This window comes from uncultured Dysgonomonas sp. (genome assembly GCF_900079725.1).
Classification (GTDB): Bacteria; Bacteroidota; Bacteroidia; order Bacteroidales; family Dysgonomonadaceae; genus Dysgonomonas.
This window is the reverse complement of record NZ_LT599032.1, coordinates 1458340-1477566: the sequence shown is the minus strand read 5'-3', so window position 1 is coordinate 1477566 and position 19227 is coordinate 1458340. Positions and strand designations below refer to the sequence as shown.

Genomic DNA, 19227 nt, shown 5'->3' with positions numbered 1-19227 from the left:
TCTTATAAAAATAGAATGAAGAAGAAACTATTTATATTGTGTTTAAGCTATCTGATTACTTTTGCCGTAAATGCTCAGAAAATAAGCATATTTCTCCCCGAACAGTCGAATAAGGAGTATGTATTTATCCTAAGTAAAGGTATAAAGCAGGATACGATTCAAAGAGGGACGCTTTCTTTTGCCGGTGATGTGACAATTAACATACCGGAAAAAGAAAAAAAATATGCAGGGATGGGATCACTCCAGGTAAAAGATTCCAGACCATTGAATATAATCGTTAATCATGAAGATCTTAGCGTAAGGCAAGATCCAAACCAGAAATATATATTCAAAAATTCGCCGGAAAATGAATATTTATATTCTGTTATACAAGAAGGCGCCCGACCGGCTCAGGACACAACTCTTTATGCTTCATCTTTTATCGAATTGGTTCGTTATATGCAACAATTGAACAGGTTGGCTACTCAGGGCGGAAGCCTTATGGATAAAGCTAATGCCCGTTTGTATGCGTTAAATCAACTTGATGTGGATAAACTCTACACCAGCGGTATATGGTATAATATTATAGACGGATTGACCCGGTTGACAGCCGATCAGCAGTTGATGGCCGAAGATATGGTGCGTCTGATGAAGCGTATAAAATCGCAAGAGGCTTTTGAACATCTTGCTAATAACTTAATTCTCATAACCGAACAATACGGATGGGATGATGCATTCGATATTATAGTACCCTATATAGAAGAGTCGGGGAGAATAGCTGTCCCGCAAGGTCGAATATTTGATGCGTTTGCATTAGCTAAAGTTCGTAAAGGGACACTCGCCCCGGTTTTGGAGGGTCTGTCGCCATCATTAATAGAGGCAGGATATAGCCGTACATTATTAGTTTTTTATCAACCCGATTGTGAAAATTGCCATACCCAAATAGAACGATTAATAAGTGATTATCCAAAACTAAAGGAGCAAAATGTACGCATAGTTTCCATATCTTCGGATACTAATAAGGATATGTTTGCTGAAGATGTAAAGCATTTCCCATGGCCTGATTCGGACAAGCTCTGTGATTATAGAGGCTTTGCCGGTATTAACTTTGTCAGATATGGGATAATGAGTACTCCTACATTCTTTTTGTTGGATAAGGATGGGGTGGTAATAAAACGCTATGCTTTAGTTACAGACATTGATTTCAATACCAGCCTGAAAGGAGAAAAATGAAGTTTTTTCACCAAAATAAAGATATTTTTATTTGTATTAGTTAAAAAAACTATATCTTTGTGGCTTGTATGTTCTGTTTGGATAACTGGACTTAGATTTATAGAGTTAAAGAATAATTATTGAAATAGTAAATCTTAATAAGTTATTTATTAAGTAGTTTATATGAGCAAAAAAGTTGCACTCATCACAGGCGTTACAGGACAAGATGGAGCATATCTATCTGAATATTTGATAAAAAAGGGCTATACAGTCCATGGTATTAAAAGAAGGTCATCTTTGTTTAATACAGACCGTATAGATCATTTGTATCAAGATCCGCATGATGAGAACCGAAATATGATACTTCATTATGGAGACATGACGGATAGTATGAATCTTACTCGTATTATTGGTGATGTTCAGCCTGATGAGATTTATAATCTTGCAGCGATGAGTCATGTGAAGGTTAGTTTCGATACTCCTGAATATACAGCTAATGCCGATGGAATAGGTCCTCTCAGGGTTTTAGAAGCAGTTCGTTTATTAGATCTGACAGAAAAAACCAGGATATATCAGGCATCAACATCCGAATTGTATGGATTGGTGCAGGAGATACCGCAGAAAGAAACAACGCCATTTTACCCTAGAAGTCCCTATGCAGTTGCAAAATTGTATGCATATTGGATTACAGTAAACTATAGAGAGGCATATGGTATGCATGCCAGTAATGGAATTCTGTTCAATCATGAATCTCCATTGAGAGGCGAAACTTTTGTAACAAGAAAAGTTACCCGTGCTGTTTCACGTATAGCTCTCGGGCTTCAGAAGAAAGTATATATGGGGAATTTATCTAGCAAAAGAGACTGGGGACATGCTAAAGACTATATAAAAGCCATGTATCTTATTCTTCAGCAAGATACTCCCGACGATTATGTAATTTCTACAGGAGTAACTACAACGATCCGCGACTTTATAAAAATGTCATTTATGGAGTTGGGTGTTGAAGTAGAGTTTAAGGGAGAGAATGAAAAAGAAGAAGGTTATATTATTAGTATAAATGACGATATTTTCTCTAAAGTCGTTGGTGAAGAATATTTATCTTCCTTTAAGAAAAGAGTAGGAGAAGTTGTTGTCGGTGTTGATCCGGCCTATTTTCGTCCCACAGAAGTTGAAATATTAATTGGAGATAATACTAAAGCCAGAACTAAGTTAGGATGGGAACCAACCTATGACCTTAAGGCTCTTTGTCAGGATATGGTAGTACATGATATTGAACTGATGAAGAAAGAGGAGTTCTTGAAAAATGGTGGATATCGGATTTTGAATTACTTTGAGTAAGCAGGAACGGTAGATAATAAATGATAGAAAAAGACGCTAAAATATATATAGCCGGACACAGAGGGTTAGTTGGCTCTGCAATTCTCAGAAATCTGAAGAATAAAGGATATACTAATTTTATATTAAAAACCTATGCAGAACTAGATCTGACTAGTCAAACGGAAGTAGCCGATTTTTTTGCAAAAGAAAAACCAGAATACGTCTTTTTAGCAGCGGCTAAAGTTGGGGGTATAGTGGCTAATAATACATATCGCGGTCAGTTTATATATGAAAATTTGATGATTCAGAATAATGTTATTCATCAATCATATGTAAATAATGTGAAAAAATTAGTATTTTTGGGCAGTTCTTGTATTTATCCGAAAGAAGCATTTCAGCCGATGTCTGAAAATGTTCTGCTGACAGGACCTTTGGAATATACAAACGAACCGTATGCTATAGCGAAAATCGCAGGATTGAAAATGTGTGAGAGTTATAACATTCAGTATAATACAAATTTTATAGCTGTAATGCCCACAAATCTGTACGGACCGAATGATAACTTTAATTTGGAAACCTCTCATGTCCTGCCTGCTATGATTCGCAAGATTCACTTAGGGAAGTGTCTCGAAGTAAGTGCGTGGGATATAATAAGGAAGGATTTTGACTTACGCCCGATAGAAGGTATAACAGGACAGTCTTCAGAAGAAGAGATTCTTAATATTATGTGTAAATATGGTGTTAAGAAAGTTGGAGATAAAGTTCAGGTTGAGTTATGGGGTTCAGGAAAACCTATGCGGGAATTTCTCTGGAGTGACGAAATGGCTGATGCAACTGTTTTTGTAATGGAGTCTGTAAACTTTTTAGACTTAATTAGTGTTATAGAAGGTAAAGAAATCCGAAATACACATATTAATGTGGGGACAGGTGTTGAAATATCGATAAAAGATGTCGCGAATATTATAAAAAAAGTAGTGGATTTTTCAGGAGATCTGTGGTTTAATACAGAAAAACCTGATGGAACTATGAGAAAATTGTCAGATGTCTCTAAGTTGAATTCATTGGGATGGAAACATAAGGTTGAAATAGAAGATGGATTAAACCGGATGTATTCGTGGTACAATAAATATATAGTAGATTAATAAATAGTGTTTAATTATAATTTAAAAGATTGATTATGAAAAAAGTAAGTTTACTTTTAGTTTTAGTTTTTGCGGCTATTACTATTTCTGCTCAGGAGAGTGGATTTAGCACAAAAGCTGGCCGTAAAGCAACTTTTGCGCGTAATGGTTTTTGGGACAATTGGTTTATTGGATTTGGTGCTGGAGCTAATTTTGTACAAGGCGATAGCAACAAAGATGCAGATTTCCTGAATCGTCTTACAGTTGCTCCAACTATTCAGGTTGGTAAATGGTACAACCCTTATATTGGAGGCCGTTTGAAATTCCAAGGAGGTTCTTTGCACAATTTCCAAAACAATGCTACAGACATGATTCATAACAAATATTTCGCTGTAGAAGCTGATGTTATGTGGGATGTTACTAACTATTTAGGAAAGTACAACGAAAAACGTGTTTATAGCCTTATCCCTTATGTAGGTATCGGTGGTGCTATCGGTTGGGACTACAAATTGGATGACAAAACACATCCGGGAGGAAAACAAAGAAACTTCACTATCAACGGTGGTATCATCAACAAATTCAAATTTTCTGAAAGAGTAGCTTTGGATATCGATTTGTCTGCGATGTTGCTTAAAGAAGCTTTCAACCACGGAGGAGAAAACTCTTATGATGGTTTGGTGGCTGCTTCTGCCAGCTTAGTATTCAAAGTAGGTAAGAAAACTGATTTCTCTGAAGCTTTATTGATGGATCAAGGTCTTATCGATGACTTGAATGGTCAGATCAACAAACTTCGTCAGGAAAACGACAGACTTCGTAACCAACCGGCAAAAGAAGTTATCAAGGAAGTTGTTAAAGACTGTCCTAAATGTCCTGAAACTAAAGGTTCATTCGTGTCTAACGTAGTGTTCTTCCGTCTAGGTAGTGCTAATATTGACAAGAACCAAGAAGTTAGCATCTTTAACACAGCTAAATATCTTCAAGATAATCCTAGCGCTAAAGTTAAAGTTGTAGGTTATGCAGACAAGAAAACAGGTACTCCTTCTATCAATGAAAAACTTTCTGAAAAACGTGCTAAGAATGTAGCAAACGAGTTGATCAAGAAATACAACATCGATAGCAACCGTGTAACTGTAGAATGGAAAGGTGACACAGTACAACCATATGCTGAAAATGCATGGAACCGTGTTGCAATTTTCGTAGCTCAATAATCTGAGTCAGAAATATAGAAAAAGAGAGTAGGATTCCTACTCTCTTTTTTTATGTCTTTTTCAGTATAAAGTAATTAAAGGAAGCAATGTCCTTTTAGAAACAGAGTCTGCTAAGTTTAGTCGCTAATATGTAGACAGTCATGTTCCTCTATATCTGCAAAAAATAAGACCCGGACTAGATGTTAGCCGGGTCTCTTTTTTTATAACTAAATGTATAACGTCTTCTTATTCTGCATTTTCGGTTTTAATAGCTGCTTTCTCTTCAACAGTCTCTTCTTCCTTCTCGAAGTCGATATTTGCATTAATAAGAATGTTATACCATCCGATTATCTTCTTAATGTCGGTCGGATATACACGGTCCCTGTCGAAGTCAGGAAGTATCTCTAGGAAATATTTCTTCATTTCATCAGGTTTTGCACTGGTACTGATAGAAGCTTTCTCTCCGTTTTCTTTTTGTTTGATGGATGTCAGAATGCCTTTCAAAGGGGCGTCATCTGTTTCGGTATAGATAGATATATCTCCAAGGGATACAACTTTGTCTCGTGCATGGATGGGCATTTTCTTGCCATCGACCAATGACTCTACGATAACCATATTCTTAGCACTCGAAATAAGTTTGTACAACCCCGGTTTACCGGAAACGGATAAGATTGTTTTTAACATAACAATTTAGTTTAGTTTTAGTATTATTATTGTTTTATTCTTTCAGTCAAGCGACAAAAATAATGCTAAAGCTACTAATAACCATATTTACTATATAGAAAAATATCAAAGTATTTGTTAAGATATTAAAATACAGAGTATTTGCTTTCAGAATATCTTTTTATATACATGGCAATAAGGTTTTGTGCCCTTATGCTCATAATATTGCTGGTGATAATCCTCTGCTTTCCAAAATGTAGATAACGGTTTTAGCATAGTAGCAACCTTATATCCTTTACCCTCCAGTATTTTTATATACTTTTCTGCTACTTCTTTTTCGCTTTGATCGGTATAGAATATACAGGAAAGGTATTGCGGGCCTATGTCGGGCCCTTGGCCATTTGTTTGGGTAAAGTCATGCGTTTCGAAGAATAACTTCACCAAATCTTCGTAAGTGGTCTTAGACGTGTCGTATTCCACCTCGGTTGTCTCTAGATGCCCTGTGTTCTTCTGGCAAACCTGCTCATAACTCGGGTGGTCTACATGCCCGCCCATAAAGCCAACAGATGTATGCGCTACACCTTTGGCCTTCATAAAATAATACTCTGTGCCCCAAAAGCAACCTGAGGCAAAATAAGCTTTCTTAATCATTTTATTTTCTTCCGGGATAAATTTTAGAGAAATAGAATTAACACAATGTCTTGTTTCTTTGGCTGTGAACCCCTCATTGAGGAACACATGCCCGAGATGTGCCCCGCAATTGTTGCAGACAATCTCGGTACGCATTCCATCAGCATCGGGTACACGCTTTACCGCTCCTTTTATTTCGTCATCGAAGGAAGGCCATCCGCAATGCGAATCGAACTTGTCTGATGAATTATATAACGGAGCATTACATCTTTTGCAGACATATACGCCTTTTCGTTTATTATTTATATATTCACCTGTATATGGTGCTTCAGTCCCTTTGTGGAGAATTACATGTTCTTCCTCGGGTGTTAGTTTATTGTAATTCATATGTTCATTATTTATTTTGTTTTGGCTCCGGATACATGATATTCCCATCAGAGCTATGCAGAATAAGTATATCAACCGTTTCATGTTTATTATTTCTTTCTGTAATAGTTATAAAATGCGAATAACTTTCTTCTTTTCAGATACGATAGATCATACATCTGGGAATAAGCTTCCCGTTCGAATGAGATGTTCTCATATGCTTTTAATCTGTTTTTATATTGTATCAGCCGTATGAGCCATTCCAGTATGTAACATAGATAAAATAAAATGATCAGCATCTCCAGCATTTGCCGGGTGTGAATCCGTTCATGATTCTTTTCGGCCTCACTCAATGCACCATAGTCCTTACGTACAATAATTAGCCCGAGCAGATTAATTGCGCCGAAGTCTTTTGGTGGAAAATGTTTACTATATATTATTTTCATCTTGGTTTTGTCCAACAAAAATATCTTCGAAAGCAAATGTTCACAAGTTTTTTGAGGCAAATTTTGTTAAAGGCTATATTTTGAATAACTTTCGCTCTCTTTAAAACAAATCAGTATGGAATTAGTTTATGCCTCTATTATACTAGTATTGGCAATTGTGCTTGTCCTCTTTATGCAAAAAGGAAATAAGCAGCGTGAGCAGGAGTTGAAGAATGAAATCAACCGTTTGTCGGCAGATAAAGATGCTATACAAAAAGAGCAAATGGATAAAATTCGCGAAATAGCCGAAACAAGGGCTTTGTTGCAATCGAAAGATGAGCAGCTGCGCCTTCAACAGGAAGAACTTCTCAATACCCGAGCCCAACTCAATAAGGACTTCCAGATATTGGCCAATCAGATACTGGAAGAGAAAACGCTTCGCTTCACGGATATGAACAGGTCGAATATGGAAGCCATACTGAAGCCTTTGAATGAAAAACTCGTAGAATTTAAAGTGAAAGTAGAGGAAACCTATGATAAAGAATCCAAGCAGCGTTTTTCTCTGGAAGAGCGTATACGAGAACTTGTCGCCCTTAACAATCAGATAAGCGAAGATGCCAATAATCTGACTAAGGCCTTAAAAGGCAATAATAAAATACAGGGAAACTGGGGTGAGATGATACTCGAATCTATTCTTGAAAAGTCCGGGCTAAAAAAAGGGGAAGAGTATTTCACTCAGGAATTCATTGTGGACGAGAATGGCAGCCGCATCCGGAATACGCAGGATAAATATATGCAACCCGATGTTGTCGTGGTATATCCGGGAGGACGGAAAATAATTATAGATTCTAAAGTGTCCCTGAGCGCTTATGTCAAGTATGTGGAGGCGGACTCTGACGATGTTAAGCTGATAGCGGAGAAAGAACATGTAATATCCATCAAGCAGCATATAGATGAACTGAGCCAGAAATCGTATCAGGACTATGTAGAGTCTCTCGATTTTGTAATGATGTTTATCCCTAACGAACCTGCATATATACTAGCAATGCAGCTTGATTCTACTCTGTGGGATTATGCCTACCGCAAGCGTATCTTACTGATTAGCCCGACTAATCTGATTGCATCATTGAAGGTTGTTTCCGACTTGTGGAAACGGGAGTATCAGAGCCGTAATGCCATTGAGATTGCCAAGCGTGGCGCTGCACTCTACGATAAATTTGCAGGCTTTGTGGATACCCTCCAGGATGTAGGGAAGAATATAGAGCGTTCTCAAAAGTCGTATGATAAAGCTTTCTCCCAGTTAAAAGAAGGTAATGGGAATCTGATGCGTCAGGCAGAAATGCTTAAAGAATTGGGAGTTAAAGCACAAAAAGAACTTCCGGACGGTAATGTGTAGTTAAATATTGCTAATTTTCGAAAGAAAAACATCGAAATATGTTTTATAACATAAAAATCCATTATCTTTGTACTGTGTTTTTCATGGTATTAGATTTAAGGTTAACAATGAAGATTGGTTGTCGGGATGACAACCTTTTCTTATTTTATAGAAGTGCCTAAATCTATATATATCTTGATTTTAGTCGAAAAGTTGACAAACTTTACACTTTTACCCCTTTTTTATCTGTTATCTTTACCCCAATATTTATAATTCAGGAATTAGATGTCAAAGAACCTTTGATATATAGATAAAGAATTCCGAAAATAATAACTGTCTGTATTTTATAAGATGTATCCATGAATTACGCATAGTATAGGAATTGGTATGTATAAGAAAGCGCACATCTTAATTCGTATTAATGTAAAGAAATAACTATCTTTGCGCCAATAAAAATCGCAATAAAAACCCGGTTATGGAATACAATTTTAAAGAGATTGAAAAACGTTGGCATCAGTATTGGATCGACAACAAAACCTACAAAGTAACGGAAGATAAGAACAAACCAAAATATTATGTACTCGATATGTTTCCTTATCCTTCAGGAGCAGGCTTACATGTCGGTCATCCACTGGGGTATATCGCCTCTGATATTTTCTCTCGATACAAACGTTTGAAAGGCTTCAATGTCCTTCATCCGATGGGCTATGATGCTTATGGGCTTCCTGCTGAGCAATATGCCATACAGACAGGTCAGCATCCGGCTGTTACCACAGCGCAGAATATAAACCGTTACCGTGAACAACTGGATAAGATAGGCTTCTGCTTCGACTGGAGCCGTGAAATTCAGACATGCGATCCCAGATATTATAAATGGACACAATGGGCATTTATACAGATGTTCAACAGCTATTATTGCTATGATGAAGATCAGGCTCGTCCCATAACTGAGTTGGTCGAGGCCTTTGAACAAGTAGGTACGACCGGCATGAATATAGCTTGCAGCGAAGAGTTGCAATTTACCGCGGATGAATGGAAAGCATATTCTGAAGAGAAAAAACAGGAAATATTGCTTAACTACCGTATCGCATATCGCAGCGAGACCAAAGTAAATTGGTGTCAGGCTCTAGGTACGGTATTGGCTAACGATGAGGTCATCAATGGCTTGTCGGAGCGTGGCGGATATCCTGTCGAACAGCGTTTGATGCGCCAGTGGAGCTTGCGTGTATCGGCTTATGCCCAGCGTTTGCTTGACGGTTTGGAGAAGATAGACTGGAGTGAATCCATCAAAGAAACTCAGCGCAACTGGATCGGGCGAAGCGAAGGGGCAGAGATGCAATTCAGCGTGAAAGACTCTGATGTGAAATTCGATATCTTCACCACCCGTGCCGATACTATCTTCGGGGTTACCTTTATGGTGCTTGCTCCTGAGTGCGATTATGTATCTCAGGTAACCAAACCGGAACAAAAAGCGGAAATTGAGGCTTATATACAAGCGACTAAACGCCGTACAGAACGTGATCGCCTGATGGATAAAAAGATATCCGGCGTATTTACGGGATCATATGCTATAAATCCGTTGAACGGTAAAGAAATTCCTATCTGGATATCGGATTATGTGCTTGCCGGATACGGAACAGGCGCAATCATGGCAGTACCCGGACACGATAGCCGTGACCATGCTTTTGCGAAGCATTTCAATTTGCCTATTATTCCGTTGATAGAAGGTTGTGATGTGTCGGAAGAAAGTTTCGATGCCAAAGAGGGTATCATGATGAATTCTGGTTTCTTGGATGGCCTGACTGTAAAAGATGCTATCGACAAAGCCCGTGAATATATCAAAGAACATAAGCTAGGACGTATAAAAGTAAATTATCGTTTACGCGATGCTATTTTCTCGCGTCAGCGTTATTGGGGCGAACCATTCCCTGTTTATTATAAAAACGGCTTGCCATATATGCTTCCAATAGATAAATTGCCTTTGGAATTACCGGAAGTGGATAAATATCTGCCGACCGAAACGGGTGAACCACCGTTGGGACGCGCTATTAAATGGGCTTGGGATACAGTAAACAATGTGGTGGTAGAAACATCGAAAATAGATAATAAGACTATATTCCCGCTTGAGTTGAATACCATGCCGGGATTTGCCGGTTCGTCTGCTTACTACCTGCAATATATGGATCCATATAATGCGAAGGAATTGGTATCGAAAGAAAAAGATGAATACTGGCGCAACGTTGACTTGTATATCGGGGGAACCGAGCATGCTACAGGTCACCTTATATACAGCCGTTTCTGGGATAAGTTCTTATATGATATAGAAGTTTCGTGTGAAGATGAACCATTCAAGAAACTGATCAATCAAGGGATGATACAGGGACGTAGCAATTACGTTTACCGTATAAACGGGACAAATACATTTGTGTCCTACAATCTGAAAGATCAGTATGAGGTACAGGAACTTCATGTCGATGTCAACATTGTTAGTAATGATATCCTGGATTTGGAAGCATTCAAAAAATGGAGGCCGGAATATGAAACAGCGGAATTCATTCTTGAAGATGATAAATATATTTGCGGCTGGGCTGTAGAAAAAATGTCCAAGTCGTATCATAATGTCGTTAATCCGGATGATATTGCAGAAAAGTACGGAGCCGATACATTGCGCATGTATGAGATGTTCTTGGGGCCGTTAGAACAGTCCAAACCTTGGGATACGAACGGTATCGACGGGGTGCATCGCTTTTTGCGTAAAACATGGAATCTGTTTTACAAAGGAGATGATTTTGCAGTAACAGATGAACTGCCGACAAAGGAAGAATTAAAATCATTGCATAAGCTGATAAAGAAAGTTTCGGGCGATATTGAAGCATTCTCATTCAATACATCCGTTTCAGCCTTTATGATCTGTGTAAATGAACTGACTGCCGCTAAATGTAGCAAGAGAGTAGTTTTACAAGAGTTTCTTGTCGTTCTTGCGCCATTTGCACCGTTTGTTGCGGAGGAGCTTTGGCGTGCCTTGGATAATACAACTACTATATTCGATGCCGAATGGCCGGTATTTAAAGAAGAATATCTGGCGGAAGATTCGTTCCGTTATGGAGTGGCGTTCAATGGAAAAGTACGTTTCGATATAGAATTCCCGGCCGACGCAGTTCAGGCTGATGTAGAAGAAACTGTATTGAAGCACGAACTTGCTCAAAAGTGGCTTGAGGGGAAAACGCCTAAAAAGATCATCTTTGTACCCAAGAAAATGATAAATGTTGTTTTGTAAAGACATATGAATGCTTTCAGGAAAATAGAAGCTATGCCAAAAAGATATTTGAAAGAATTTTACTGGAAAGATTACATTATCATATCCTTTGGATTGGCGCTTTATGCCGTAGGGCTTATAGGCTTTATTAAGCCGGTAGGGATTGTAACAGGAGGCCTTACCGGTATAGCACTCCTTGTAGAATATGCATCGGGCATTCCGCTTCAGTATACATATTTTTTTACAAACTGTGCATTGTTGCTGGTTGCTTTGAAGTTGCTGGGATTCAAATTTATGATTAAAACCATATATGGTGTAGTCTTACTTACATTTTTCCTGACAATTTGCCAGACCTACATAGTCGAACCTATCGTCAAAAACGAACCGCTTCTGTCGGGCGTTATTGGGGGGATGATGTGCGGCACGGGTATAGGGCTTGTTTTCAGTGCCAACGGTAGCACTGGAGGGACAGACATTGTAGTGGCATTGATTAATAAATATAAGAATATCGCTTTCGGTAGAGGTATGCTTCTTTGCGACTTTATTATTATCTCCTCTTCATACTTCCTTTTTTACGATTATCAGAAAATTGTATATGCCCTGATTGTGATGGGTGTGATGACGTATTGCATTGACATGGTTATTAATGGTTTCCGACAGTCAGTACAGGTACTTATCTTTTCTGAAAAATATGAAATAATAGCTACCGCTATAAATCAGGAATTGAATAGGGGGTGCACTGTTCTGGATGGTACAGGCTGGTATTCTAAGAAACCGACTAAAGTGATCATTGTACTGGCTAAAAGGACTGAGGCTGTAGAAATGTTCCGTCTGATAAAGAGTATAGATGAGAAAGCGTTTATATCTCAAAGTACGGTCCGGGGCGTTTACGGTGAAGGTTTTGATAAGATAAGGACCTGACCTTATGAACTTCAGAGGCAAACATATCATACTCACCGGAGCTTCTTCCGGCATAGGCCGAGAGATGCTAGATATACTTGCTTCATACAACGGAGTGAAGATTCTTGCAGTAGCCCGTCACACAGATAATATAATGGGGGTAGAGGGTGTAGTGTATCCATTTTCTGCCGATGTCAGCTCTTCGAAGGGTGTAGATAGAGTTTTTGAATACGCTCAACAGATATTTGGTAATATCGATATCTTTATAGCCAATGCAGGATTTGCCTATCTGGAAAGACTGCAAACTTCCGATTGGCAGCATATAGAGGAGATATATAGTCTGAATGTATTCTCTCCTATTTATTCATTGGAAAAACTCGTCGCGATCAATAATGGTAGACCGGTGGCTTTCGCCTGTACTATTTCAGGTGCGGGATTAGTTTCCTTACCTGCCTATTCTCTTTATTGCTCCACAAAGGCGGCACTACATCATTTTATACAGACTTACAGGTACGAGAAAGCGAATAATCTCCAATTGACTGCAGTTTATCCCGTAGCTACCCGCACAGACTTTTTTGATAAGGCTACAGGTGAAGAAGATACACCTCTTCCTTTTCCTGTGCAAGATTCGAAGATAGTTGCAAGGAAGTATATAAAAGGTATTGAGAAAGGGAAGAAGAATGTTTATCCGTCTAGCTTATTTCGTTTATCGTACCCTATTGGCAGGGCATTTCCTTTTTGCCTGAAAATATACTCGCTTTTGGAGAGGAAGAAAGTAAGGAAGTGGTTAGGGCTTTAATAGTTCTTTTTTCTTTTTGAATCTTTGGAAGAGTATATAGCCCGTTATTCCTATCATTATTCCGAATATGATCCCTATCATTACATCGAAGGGGTAATGTTTGGCCACATAAATCCGGCTATAGGCAACCACCGCAGCCCATAAAACGGCAAAATAACCATAGAATTTCTTCTTTCGAAAGAAGAGTAGGAAAAATACAGCCATCGTGAAAGTAGTAGCCGAATGCGATGAAAAAAAACTAAAGCTGTTGCTATATTTTTCAATTGCATGAATCGTGCCTTCCCATAATTCGTTATGTATAGGGCGGGGCCGTTCTATAATCAGTTTTATTATGTTTGTAAGCAGCGCGCTGGCTCCGGTGGATAGGAGAAAAAAGAATACACCTGTTTTCTTCCATACGTCTGCTTTGAAGTAGATAAGGGCAGACATGATCAAACAGGCTAATGCCCAGTTTGTATAGGAACTGAGAAAGAGCATGATAGGGTCGAGCCAGTCAACGTGTTTTCCATTGAGGAATAGAAAAAGTTCTTCGTCCCAATACCGTAATTTGTCTAACATAATTGTTCATTTATAATGAATTGGAAATGCAAAGGAAATATATTATGGTTATATCCCATAATAATATTTGTCTCTTTTATTTTTTTTGTAAAAGTTTATCTATGTATATGGCTGATAGCTTTTAGTTGTTAGCTTTTAGCTCTTTGAAATATTGAAATGGCCCCCTCAATCCCCCAATGGGGACTTACAGAGAGGGTAAAAAGTAATAAGTAAAAAAGTGTAACCTTTGTAACCTTTGTTACCTTTTGCGCCTTAGCGTCTCTGCGTGAAATATTGTTGACTGCTAACTGTTAACTGATATATCTGTTACCTTTGTTACCTTTTAACAGTTAGGGGTTACAAGATACTCTGTTTTATTTCACGCAAAGACGCAAAGGCGCGAAGTTTTTACAAGCTATGGATTGTTAACTGTTAACTGAAAAGTGTGTGTAAATTAAATATATTGATGTAAATTTGCATCCGAACATATGGAAGAAACATTCGACATACATCGAGGAAATATAAACGACAGCGAAAAGGAGTTTGAAAATGCCTTGCGCCCACTTACTTTTAATAGTTTCAGTGGACAAAGCAAGGTGGTGGAAAACTTACAGGTTTTTGTCACGGCAGCTAAAATGCGGGGGGAATCACTGGATCATACACTCTTACATGGCCCGCCGGGACTTGGTAAAACCACACTGTCGAATATCATAGCAAATGAATTGGGTGTGGGGTTTAAGATAACTTCGGGCCCAGTATTGGATAAACCTGGAGATCTGGCCGGGCTTCTGACTTCTCTTGAGCCAAACGATGTGCTTTTTATAGACGAGATACACCGTTTATCGCCTGTTGTGGAAGAATACCTCTATAGTGCGATGGAAGACTACCGTATCGATATTATGATAGATAAAGGCCCTAGTGCCCGCTCTATACAAATAGATCTGAATCCGTTCACACTTATTGGCGCCACTACGCGGAGCGGTTTGCTTACAAGTCCGTTGCGTGCCCGTTTCGGTATCAATATGCATCTGGAGTATTACGATATAGAGACACTTACGAATATTATCCTGCGTTCGGCTAATATACTTGATGTCCCTACCTCTAAAGAAGCCGCGGTAGAGATAGCTTCGCGCAGCAGGGGTACTCCCCGTATTGCAAATGCATTGCTACGCCGGGTACGTGATTTTGCTCAGGTAAAAGGTTCAGGTAAGATAGATAAAGCTATTGCGGCCTATTCGCTGGAAGCGCTTAATATTGACAAATACGGATTGGACGAGATAGATAACAAGATTCTCCTGATCCTTATCGATAAATTTAAGGGGGGGCCTGTCGGTATCTCTACTATTGCAACGGCTTTAGGCGAAGACGGAGGTACAATAGAAGAGGTTTATGAGCCGTTCCTTATCAAAGAAGGATTTATGAAACGCACACCCCGGGGGCGTGAAGTCACCGAGCTAGCCTACAAGCATTTGGGGCGGAAACGGGAAAGCGAACAGGGATTCTTATTTTAATTATGAACTATGAGTTATAAGTGGTTTTTACTGATAACTGTTTACTGATAACTGATCTTGAGCTTAGAACTATTTATAGCAAAACGTATCCATTTTAATGGAGAGAAAGGGGAGAAGCGAGCTTCATCTCCTGCCATTAAAATAGCTGTTGCCGGAGTGGCAATAGGCTTGGCGGCTATGATACTGGCTCTATCTATCGTTGTGGGTTTTAAAAAAGAAGTGCGCAACAAAGTTGTGGGTTTTGGTTCCCATATACAAATCACCAATCTGGCAAACAACAGTACTTACGAAACACAGCCAGTATGTGTTAGCCCACAGTTGATAAGCCAGCTTGAAAGTACAGAAGGGGTTAAGCATGTGGAGGTCTTTGCTACAAAGCCTGGTATAATAAAGACTGATAGTGCTTTCCAGGGTGTGGTTTTGAAAGGAGTCGACGCAGATTATGATTGGGATTTCTTTAAACAAAATATGGTTGCCGGTACGGTAATCAGTCCGGATGATACGACTCATGCCAATCAGGCAATTCTGTCTAAGAATATCGCAAGTAAGTTAAATCTGAAGACCGGAGACAGTTTCCTTTGCTACTTTGTGGGGGAGAATATCCGTTTCCGCAAGTTTTACATAACAGGTATATATAGTACAAACTTCGAAGACTACGATAAACTGTTTGTAGTAACGGATGTCAGTCTTATCAAAAGGCTGAATGATTGGGATGATGATGAAGTTAGTGGTATCGAATTGCTTGTAAATGATTATGATAGGTTGGACGAAGTACATCAGCGTGTATTTGTGGATATGATGACCTATCGTGACCATAAAGACAATACTTTCCTTGCCCGTTCCATTAAGGAACTCAATCCAATGATATTTAACTGGCTCGAACTATTGGATATGAATGTCGTGGTTATCATTGTACTAATGTTTGTCATATCTGTTTTTACCATGATATCCGGATTACTGATCATAATCCTTGAGCGGACTAATATGATAGGTATGCTGAAAACCCTCGGCGCGCGTAATTTCAGTATTCGTAAGACCTTTCTGTATGTCTCCTCATTCCTCATTCTGAAGGGCATGTTCTGGGGGAATGTTATCGCTATTGCGATATTAGTGATTCAGAAGAATTTCGGCTTGATAAAGCTCGATCCTGAGACATATTACGTGTCGGAAATGCCGGTAGATATCAATATCTTATATATCTTATTGATTAATATCGGGACATTGATCCTTTCCATTATAGCCATGATAGGGCCTTCTTATCTGATAGCTAAGATTTATCCGGCTAAATCACTAAGATTCGAATAGTAAATCCTTCAAAGGTATTAGAGAGTCGTCAATAAAAATGCCCCGCTTTCTCAGAAAACGGGGCATCCTGTTTATCTTATGGGTTATTTATCCACATTTGGATGCTCCACAGTTTGTACATTTCATACATCCTTCCTGATATACTAAAGTTTCCAGTCCGCACACTGGGCATTTCTGGCCTTTAGCTTCAGTTTCGCTCGGAAGGTATTTTTTGAGGGCGCGTTCCACACCATTTTTCCATGTGTTGATTGTCTCGCTGTTCAGCTCCAGGCCTTGTACCAGTTTCACAACCTGATCGATAGGCATACCATAGCGAAGTACACCGGAGATAAGTTTGGCATAGTTCCAAAATTCAGGGTTGAATTTGCCGTTCAATCCCTCGATTGTGGTTTTGTACCCTCTCTTATTTTTGAACTGGAAGTCATAGGAACGGCTTCCTTCATCATTTAATGTCTTGATAATAGTTCCGTGATTGATATTCTTAGGTAACATCAGACCTTCATCGTCATCCGACAATCCGGTGAATATCTCGTATGGGCGTCCATTATGTAATCCGATGAACGCAATCCATTTTTCTTTATTGTTCTGGAATTTAATAACATCAGCAGCAAGTTCACGAGGGCGCTCCTGTAGAATTTCAGGACGTTCGTAGCAGTCATCACAATTTTCTTCAGCTTCTTTTTTATTGTCGGCAGCAACCAATACTCCGGCACGCGAACCGTCACGGTAAACTGTACAACCCTTACAGCCGCTTTTCCAAGCTTCAATATACAAATCATTGACAAGATCTTCAGATACATCAGATGGCAGATTGATCGTTACACTGATGGAGTGATCGACCCATTTCTGGATACGGCCTTGCATTTTTACCTTTTGCAGCCAGTCAACATCGTTTGAAGTAGCTTTATAATATGGTGATTCGGCTACCATAGCCTCCACCTCTTCATTCGTGTATTTTTTAGATGTAGGATAACCCTTGCTTTCCATCCATGTTACAAATTTATGGTGGAATACGATGTATTCTTCCCATGAGTCGCCATTTTCGTCAACGAAGTCAACACGAACTTCCTTATCATTCGGATTTACTTTACGACGTCGTTTATATACTGGCATAAATACCGGTTCGATACCTGATGTAGACTGTGTCATCAAGCTGGTGGTTCCTGTTGGTGCAACTGTAAGACAGGCTATATTACGGCGTCCGTATTTCTCCATGTCTTTGATTAGCTGTGGATCAACTTCAGCCAAACGGTTAATGAACGGATTTTCCTTTTCACGTTTGAAGTCAAATATCTCAAATGCGCCACGCTCTTTAGCCAGTTCTACAGATGAACGATAGGCTGCAATAGCCAGAACACGGTGTACTTCTTCAGCAAAAGCAGTAGCTTCTTCCGTTCCATAGCGGAGTCCCATAGCTGCAATCATATCTCCTTCAGCTGTAATCCCCACTCCGGTACGACGCCCCTGAAGGGTTTTTGTGCGGATTTTCTCCCAAAGATGTCTTTCAGGCCATCTTACTTCGTCTGTTTCCGGATCGTCATCTATTTTCTGTAATATTTTGTCAATCTTTTCGGTTTCGAGATCAATGATATCATCCATAATACGTTGTGCAAGTCCAACGTGCTTCGAAAATAGTTCGAAGTCGAAATGGGCATCGTCTTTGAACGGGTTTACCACATATGAATATAGATTGATCGCTAGCAGGCGGCAGCTGTCGTAGGGGCAAAGAGGTATTTCGCCGCAAGGATTGGTTGAAATAGTCTTGAACCCGAGGTCTGCATAACAATCAGGGACAGATTCCTTGATAATAGTATCCCAGAAAAGAACTCCCGGCTCGGCTGATTTCCATGCATTATGAACTATTTTTCTCCAAACTTCCGTAGCCTGAATATCTTTTACTGTAGTGGGATTCGAAGAGTCGATAGGATATTGTTGTGTATATTTGGATCCGTCTACAACAGCCTGCATGAAAGCATCGTCTATCCTTACCGAAACGTTCGCTCCTGTAACTTTTCCTTCGGTCATTTTAGCGTCGATGAACGATTCAGAGTCAGGATGCTTAATGGATACACTCAGCATAAGGGCACCACGGCGTCCATCCTGAGCAACTTCACGGGTCGAGTTTGAATATCTTTCCATAAATGGCACCAGTCCGGTAGATGTCAAAGCCGAGTTTTTGACAGGAGAACCTTTTGGGCGTATATGTGATAAGTCATGGCCTACACCACCACGACGCTTCATTAGTTGTACCTGTTCTTCATCGATGCGGATGATTGCTCCGTAGGAATCTGAAGGCCCGTTCAGACCTATTACAAAGCAATTTGATAAAGAAGCTATCTGAAAGTCATTCCCGATACCGGTCATAGGGCTCCCTTGAGGCACGATGTATTTGAAATGATCGAAGAGATCATACAATTCTTTATTTGTCAATCCCTTTTCATATTTAGCCTCTACGCGTCCAATCTCATTAGCCAAACGCCAGTGCATATCTTCAGGTGATCGCTCATAGATATTACCTGCAGCATCTTTCAATGCATACTTATTTACCCATACTTTTGCAGCGAGTTCATCGCCGTTAAAATAAGTTAATGCGGCGTTATATGCCTCATCAAAAGTATAAACCTTTTGTGCCATTTGTCTTATA

15 protein-coding genes are annotated in these 19227 nt (G+C 39.4%); 10 read left to right on the top strand and 5 right to left on the bottom strand.

Annotated elements, in window-relative coordinates; translation table 11 throughout:
- The first annotated feature begins 15 nt into the window (after positions 1–15).
- The 4 genes from QZL88_RS06435 (at position 16) to QZL88_RS06420 (ending at position 4837) form a co-directional block, all read left to right on the top strand.
- Positions 16–1212 (top strand): thioredoxin family protein, encoded by a 1197-nt coding sequence (locus QZL88_RS06435; RefSeq protein ID WP_296939299.1) that lies wholly within the window; start codon positions 16–18, stop codon positions 1210–1212.
- 162 nt (positions 1213–1374) lie between these two features.
- Complete coding sequence (gmd, locus tag QZL88_RS06430; RefSeq protein WP_296939297.1) at positions 1375–2529, top strand: GDP-mannose 4,6-dehydratase; 1155 nt, start codon at positions 1375–1377, stop codon at positions 2527–2529.
- A 23-nt stretch (positions 2530–2552) separates the two neighbouring features.
- The gene (locus QZL88_RS06425; protein WP_296945025.1) at positions 2553–3650 is read left to right on the top strand and encodes a GDP-L-fucose synthase; all 1098 of its coding nucleotides are present in this window, start codon (positions 2553–2555) and stop codon (positions 3648–3650) included.
- A gap of 35 nt (positions 3651–3685) precedes the next feature.
- Positions 3686–4837 (top strand): OmpA family protein, encoded by a 1152-nt coding sequence (locus QZL88_RS06420; RefSeq protein ID WP_296939295.1) that lies wholly within the window; start codon positions 3686–3688, stop codon positions 4835–4837.
- Between the two features lie 225 nt (positions 4838–5062).
- On the opposite strand, the gene QZL88_RS06415 is transcribed toward QZL88_RS06420, so the two are convergent.
- From QZL88_RS06415 to QZL88_RS06405, 3 genes are all read right to left on the bottom strand, one after another.
- A complete protein-coding gene (locus QZL88_RS06415; protein WP_296939293.1) occupies positions 5063–5500 on the bottom strand; it encodes a DUF5606 domain-containing protein in 438 nt (145 codons plus the stop codon).
- A gap of 147 nt (positions 5501–5647) precedes the next feature.
- On the bottom strand, positions 5648–6580 hold the full coding sequence (locus QZL88_RS06410; RefSeq protein WP_296939290.1) for a bifunctional methionine sulfoxide reductase B/A protein: 933 nt from the start codon (positions 6578–6580) through the stop codon (positions 5648–5650).
- A 5-nt stretch (positions 6581–6585) separates the two neighbouring features.
- A complete protein-coding gene (locus QZL88_RS06405; protein ID WP_296939288.1) occupies positions 6586–6921 on the bottom strand; it encodes a hypothetical protein in 336 nt (111 codons plus the stop codon).
- Positions 6922–7036: 115 nt separating this feature from the next.
- Between QZL88_RS06405 and rmuC the strand changes: the two genes are divergently transcribed.
- The 4 genes from rmuC to QZL88_RS06385 all read left to right on the top strand — a co-directional run bounded on the left by rmuC (position 7037) and on the right by QZL88_RS06385 (position 13230).
- Positions 7037–8296: a DNA recombination protein RmuC gene (gene rmuC / locus QZL88_RS06400; protein ID WP_296939286.1), complete on the top strand. Its 1260-nt coding sequence runs from the start codon at positions 7037–7039 to the stop codon at positions 8294–8296.
- A 454-nt stretch (positions 8297–8750) separates the two neighbouring features.
- A complete protein-coding gene (gene leuS / locus QZL88_RS06395; protein WP_296939285.1) occupies positions 8751–11552 on the top strand; it encodes a leucine--tRNA ligase in 2802 nt (933 codons plus the stop codon).
- A gap of 33 nt (positions 11553–11585) precedes the next feature.
- A complete protein-coding gene (locus QZL88_RS06390) occupies positions 11586–12452 on the top strand; it encodes a YitT family protein (RefSeq protein WP_296939282.1) in 867 nt (288 codons plus the stop codon).
- Between the two features lie 4 nt (positions 12453–12456).
- Positions 12457–13230 carry an SDR family NAD(P)-dependent oxidoreductase gene (locus QZL88_RS06385; RefSeq protein WP_296939281.1) on the top strand — a complete coding sequence of 258 codons (774 nt, stop codon included), beginning with the start codon at positions 12457–12459 and terminating at the stop codon, positions 13228–13230.
- On the opposite strand, the gene QZL88_RS06380 is transcribed toward QZL88_RS06385, so the two are convergent.
- The gene (locus QZL88_RS06380) at positions 13219–13788 is read right to left on the bottom strand and encodes a phosphatase PAP2 family protein (RefSeq protein ID WP_296939279.1); all 570 of its coding nucleotides are present in this window, start codon (positions 13786–13788) and stop codon (positions 13219–13221) included. The genes QZL88_RS06385 and QZL88_RS06380 overlap by 12 nt on opposite strands.
- Before the next feature lie 467 nt (positions 13789–14255).
- Between QZL88_RS06380 and ruvB the strand changes: the two genes are divergently transcribed.
- Together ruvB and QZL88_RS06370 are read left to right on the top strand one after the other, a co-directional pair.
- The gene (ruvB, locus tag QZL88_RS06375) at positions 14256–15278 is read left to right on the top strand and encodes a Holliday junction branch migration DNA helicase RuvB (protein WP_006798653.1); all 1023 of its coding nucleotides are present in this window, start codon (positions 14256–14258) and stop codon (positions 15276–15278) included.
- Positions 15279–15335: 57 nt separating this feature from the next.
- The gene (locus QZL88_RS06370; protein WP_296939276.1) at positions 15336–16583 is read left to right on the top strand and encodes an ABC transporter permease; all 1248 of its coding nucleotides are present in this window, start codon (positions 15336–15338) and stop codon (positions 16581–16583) included.
- Positions 16584–16670: 87 nt separating this feature from the next.
- Here QZL88_RS06370 and QZL88_RS06365 read toward each other — a convergent pair whose 3' ends face one another.
- Positions 16671–19217, bottom strand: a complete 2547-nt coding sequence (locus QZL88_RS06365) for an adenosylcobalamin-dependent ribonucleoside-diphosphate reductase (protein WP_296939274.1) — start codon at positions 19215–19217, stop codon at positions 16671–16673.
- Positions 19218–19227 lie beyond the last annotated feature (10 nt).

What these genes read in the sequence shown, in the direction of transcription:
- QZL88_RS06390 (WP_296939282.1), top strand. Translation starts at nt 11,586, where the DNA reads ATGCCAAAAAGATATTTGAAAGAATTTTACTGGAAAGATTACATTATC.
- QZL88_RS06435 (WP_296939299.1), top strand. Translation starts at nt 16, where the DNA reads ATGAAGAAGAAACTATTTATATTGTGTTTAAGCTATCTGATTACTTTT.
- QZL88_RS06420 (WP_296939295.1), top strand. Translation starts at nt 3,686, where the DNA reads ATGAAAAAAGTAAGTTTACTTTTAGTTTTAGTTTTTGCGGCTATTACT.
- QZL88_RS06385 (WP_296939281.1), top strand. Translation starts at nt 12,457, where the DNA reads ATGAACTTCAGAGGCAAACATATCATACTCACCGGAGCTTCTTCCGGC.
- QZL88_RS06380 (WP_296939279.1), bottom strand. Translation starts at nt 13,788, where the DNA reads ATGTTAGACAAATTACGGTATTGGGACGAAGAACTTTTTCTATTCCTC.
- QZL88_RS06365 (WP_296939274.1), bottom strand. Translation starts at nt 19,217, where the DNA reads ATGGCACAAAAGGTTTATACTTTTGATGAGGCATATAACGCCGCATTA.
- QZL88_RS06405 (WP_296939288.1), bottom strand. Translation starts at nt 6,921, where the DNA reads ATGAAAATAATATATAGTAAACATTTTCCACCAAAAGACTTCGGCGCA.
- ruvB (WP_006798653.1), top strand. Translation starts at nt 14,256, where the DNA reads ATGGAAGAAACATTCGACATACATCGAGGAAATATAAACGACAGCGAA.
- gmd (WP_296939297.1), top strand. Translation starts at nt 1,375, where the DNA reads ATGAGCAAAAAAGTTGCACTCATCACAGGCGTTACAGGACAAGATGGA.
- QZL88_RS06415 (WP_296939293.1), bottom strand. Translation starts at nt 5,500, where the DNA reads ATGTTAAAAACAATCTTATCCGTTTCCGGTAAACCGGGGTTGTACAAA.
- leuS (WP_296939285.1), top strand. Translation starts at nt 8,751, where the DNA reads ATGGAATACAATTTTAAAGAGATTGAAAAACGTTGGCATCAGTATTGG.
- QZL88_RS06410 (WP_296939290.1), bottom strand. Translation starts at nt 6,580, where the DNA reads ATGAAACGGTTGATATACTTATTCTGCATAGCTCTGATGGGAATATCA.
- rmuC (WP_296939286.1), top strand. Translation starts at nt 7,037, where the DNA reads ATGGAATTAGTTTATGCCTCTATTATACTAGTATTGGCAATTGTGCTT.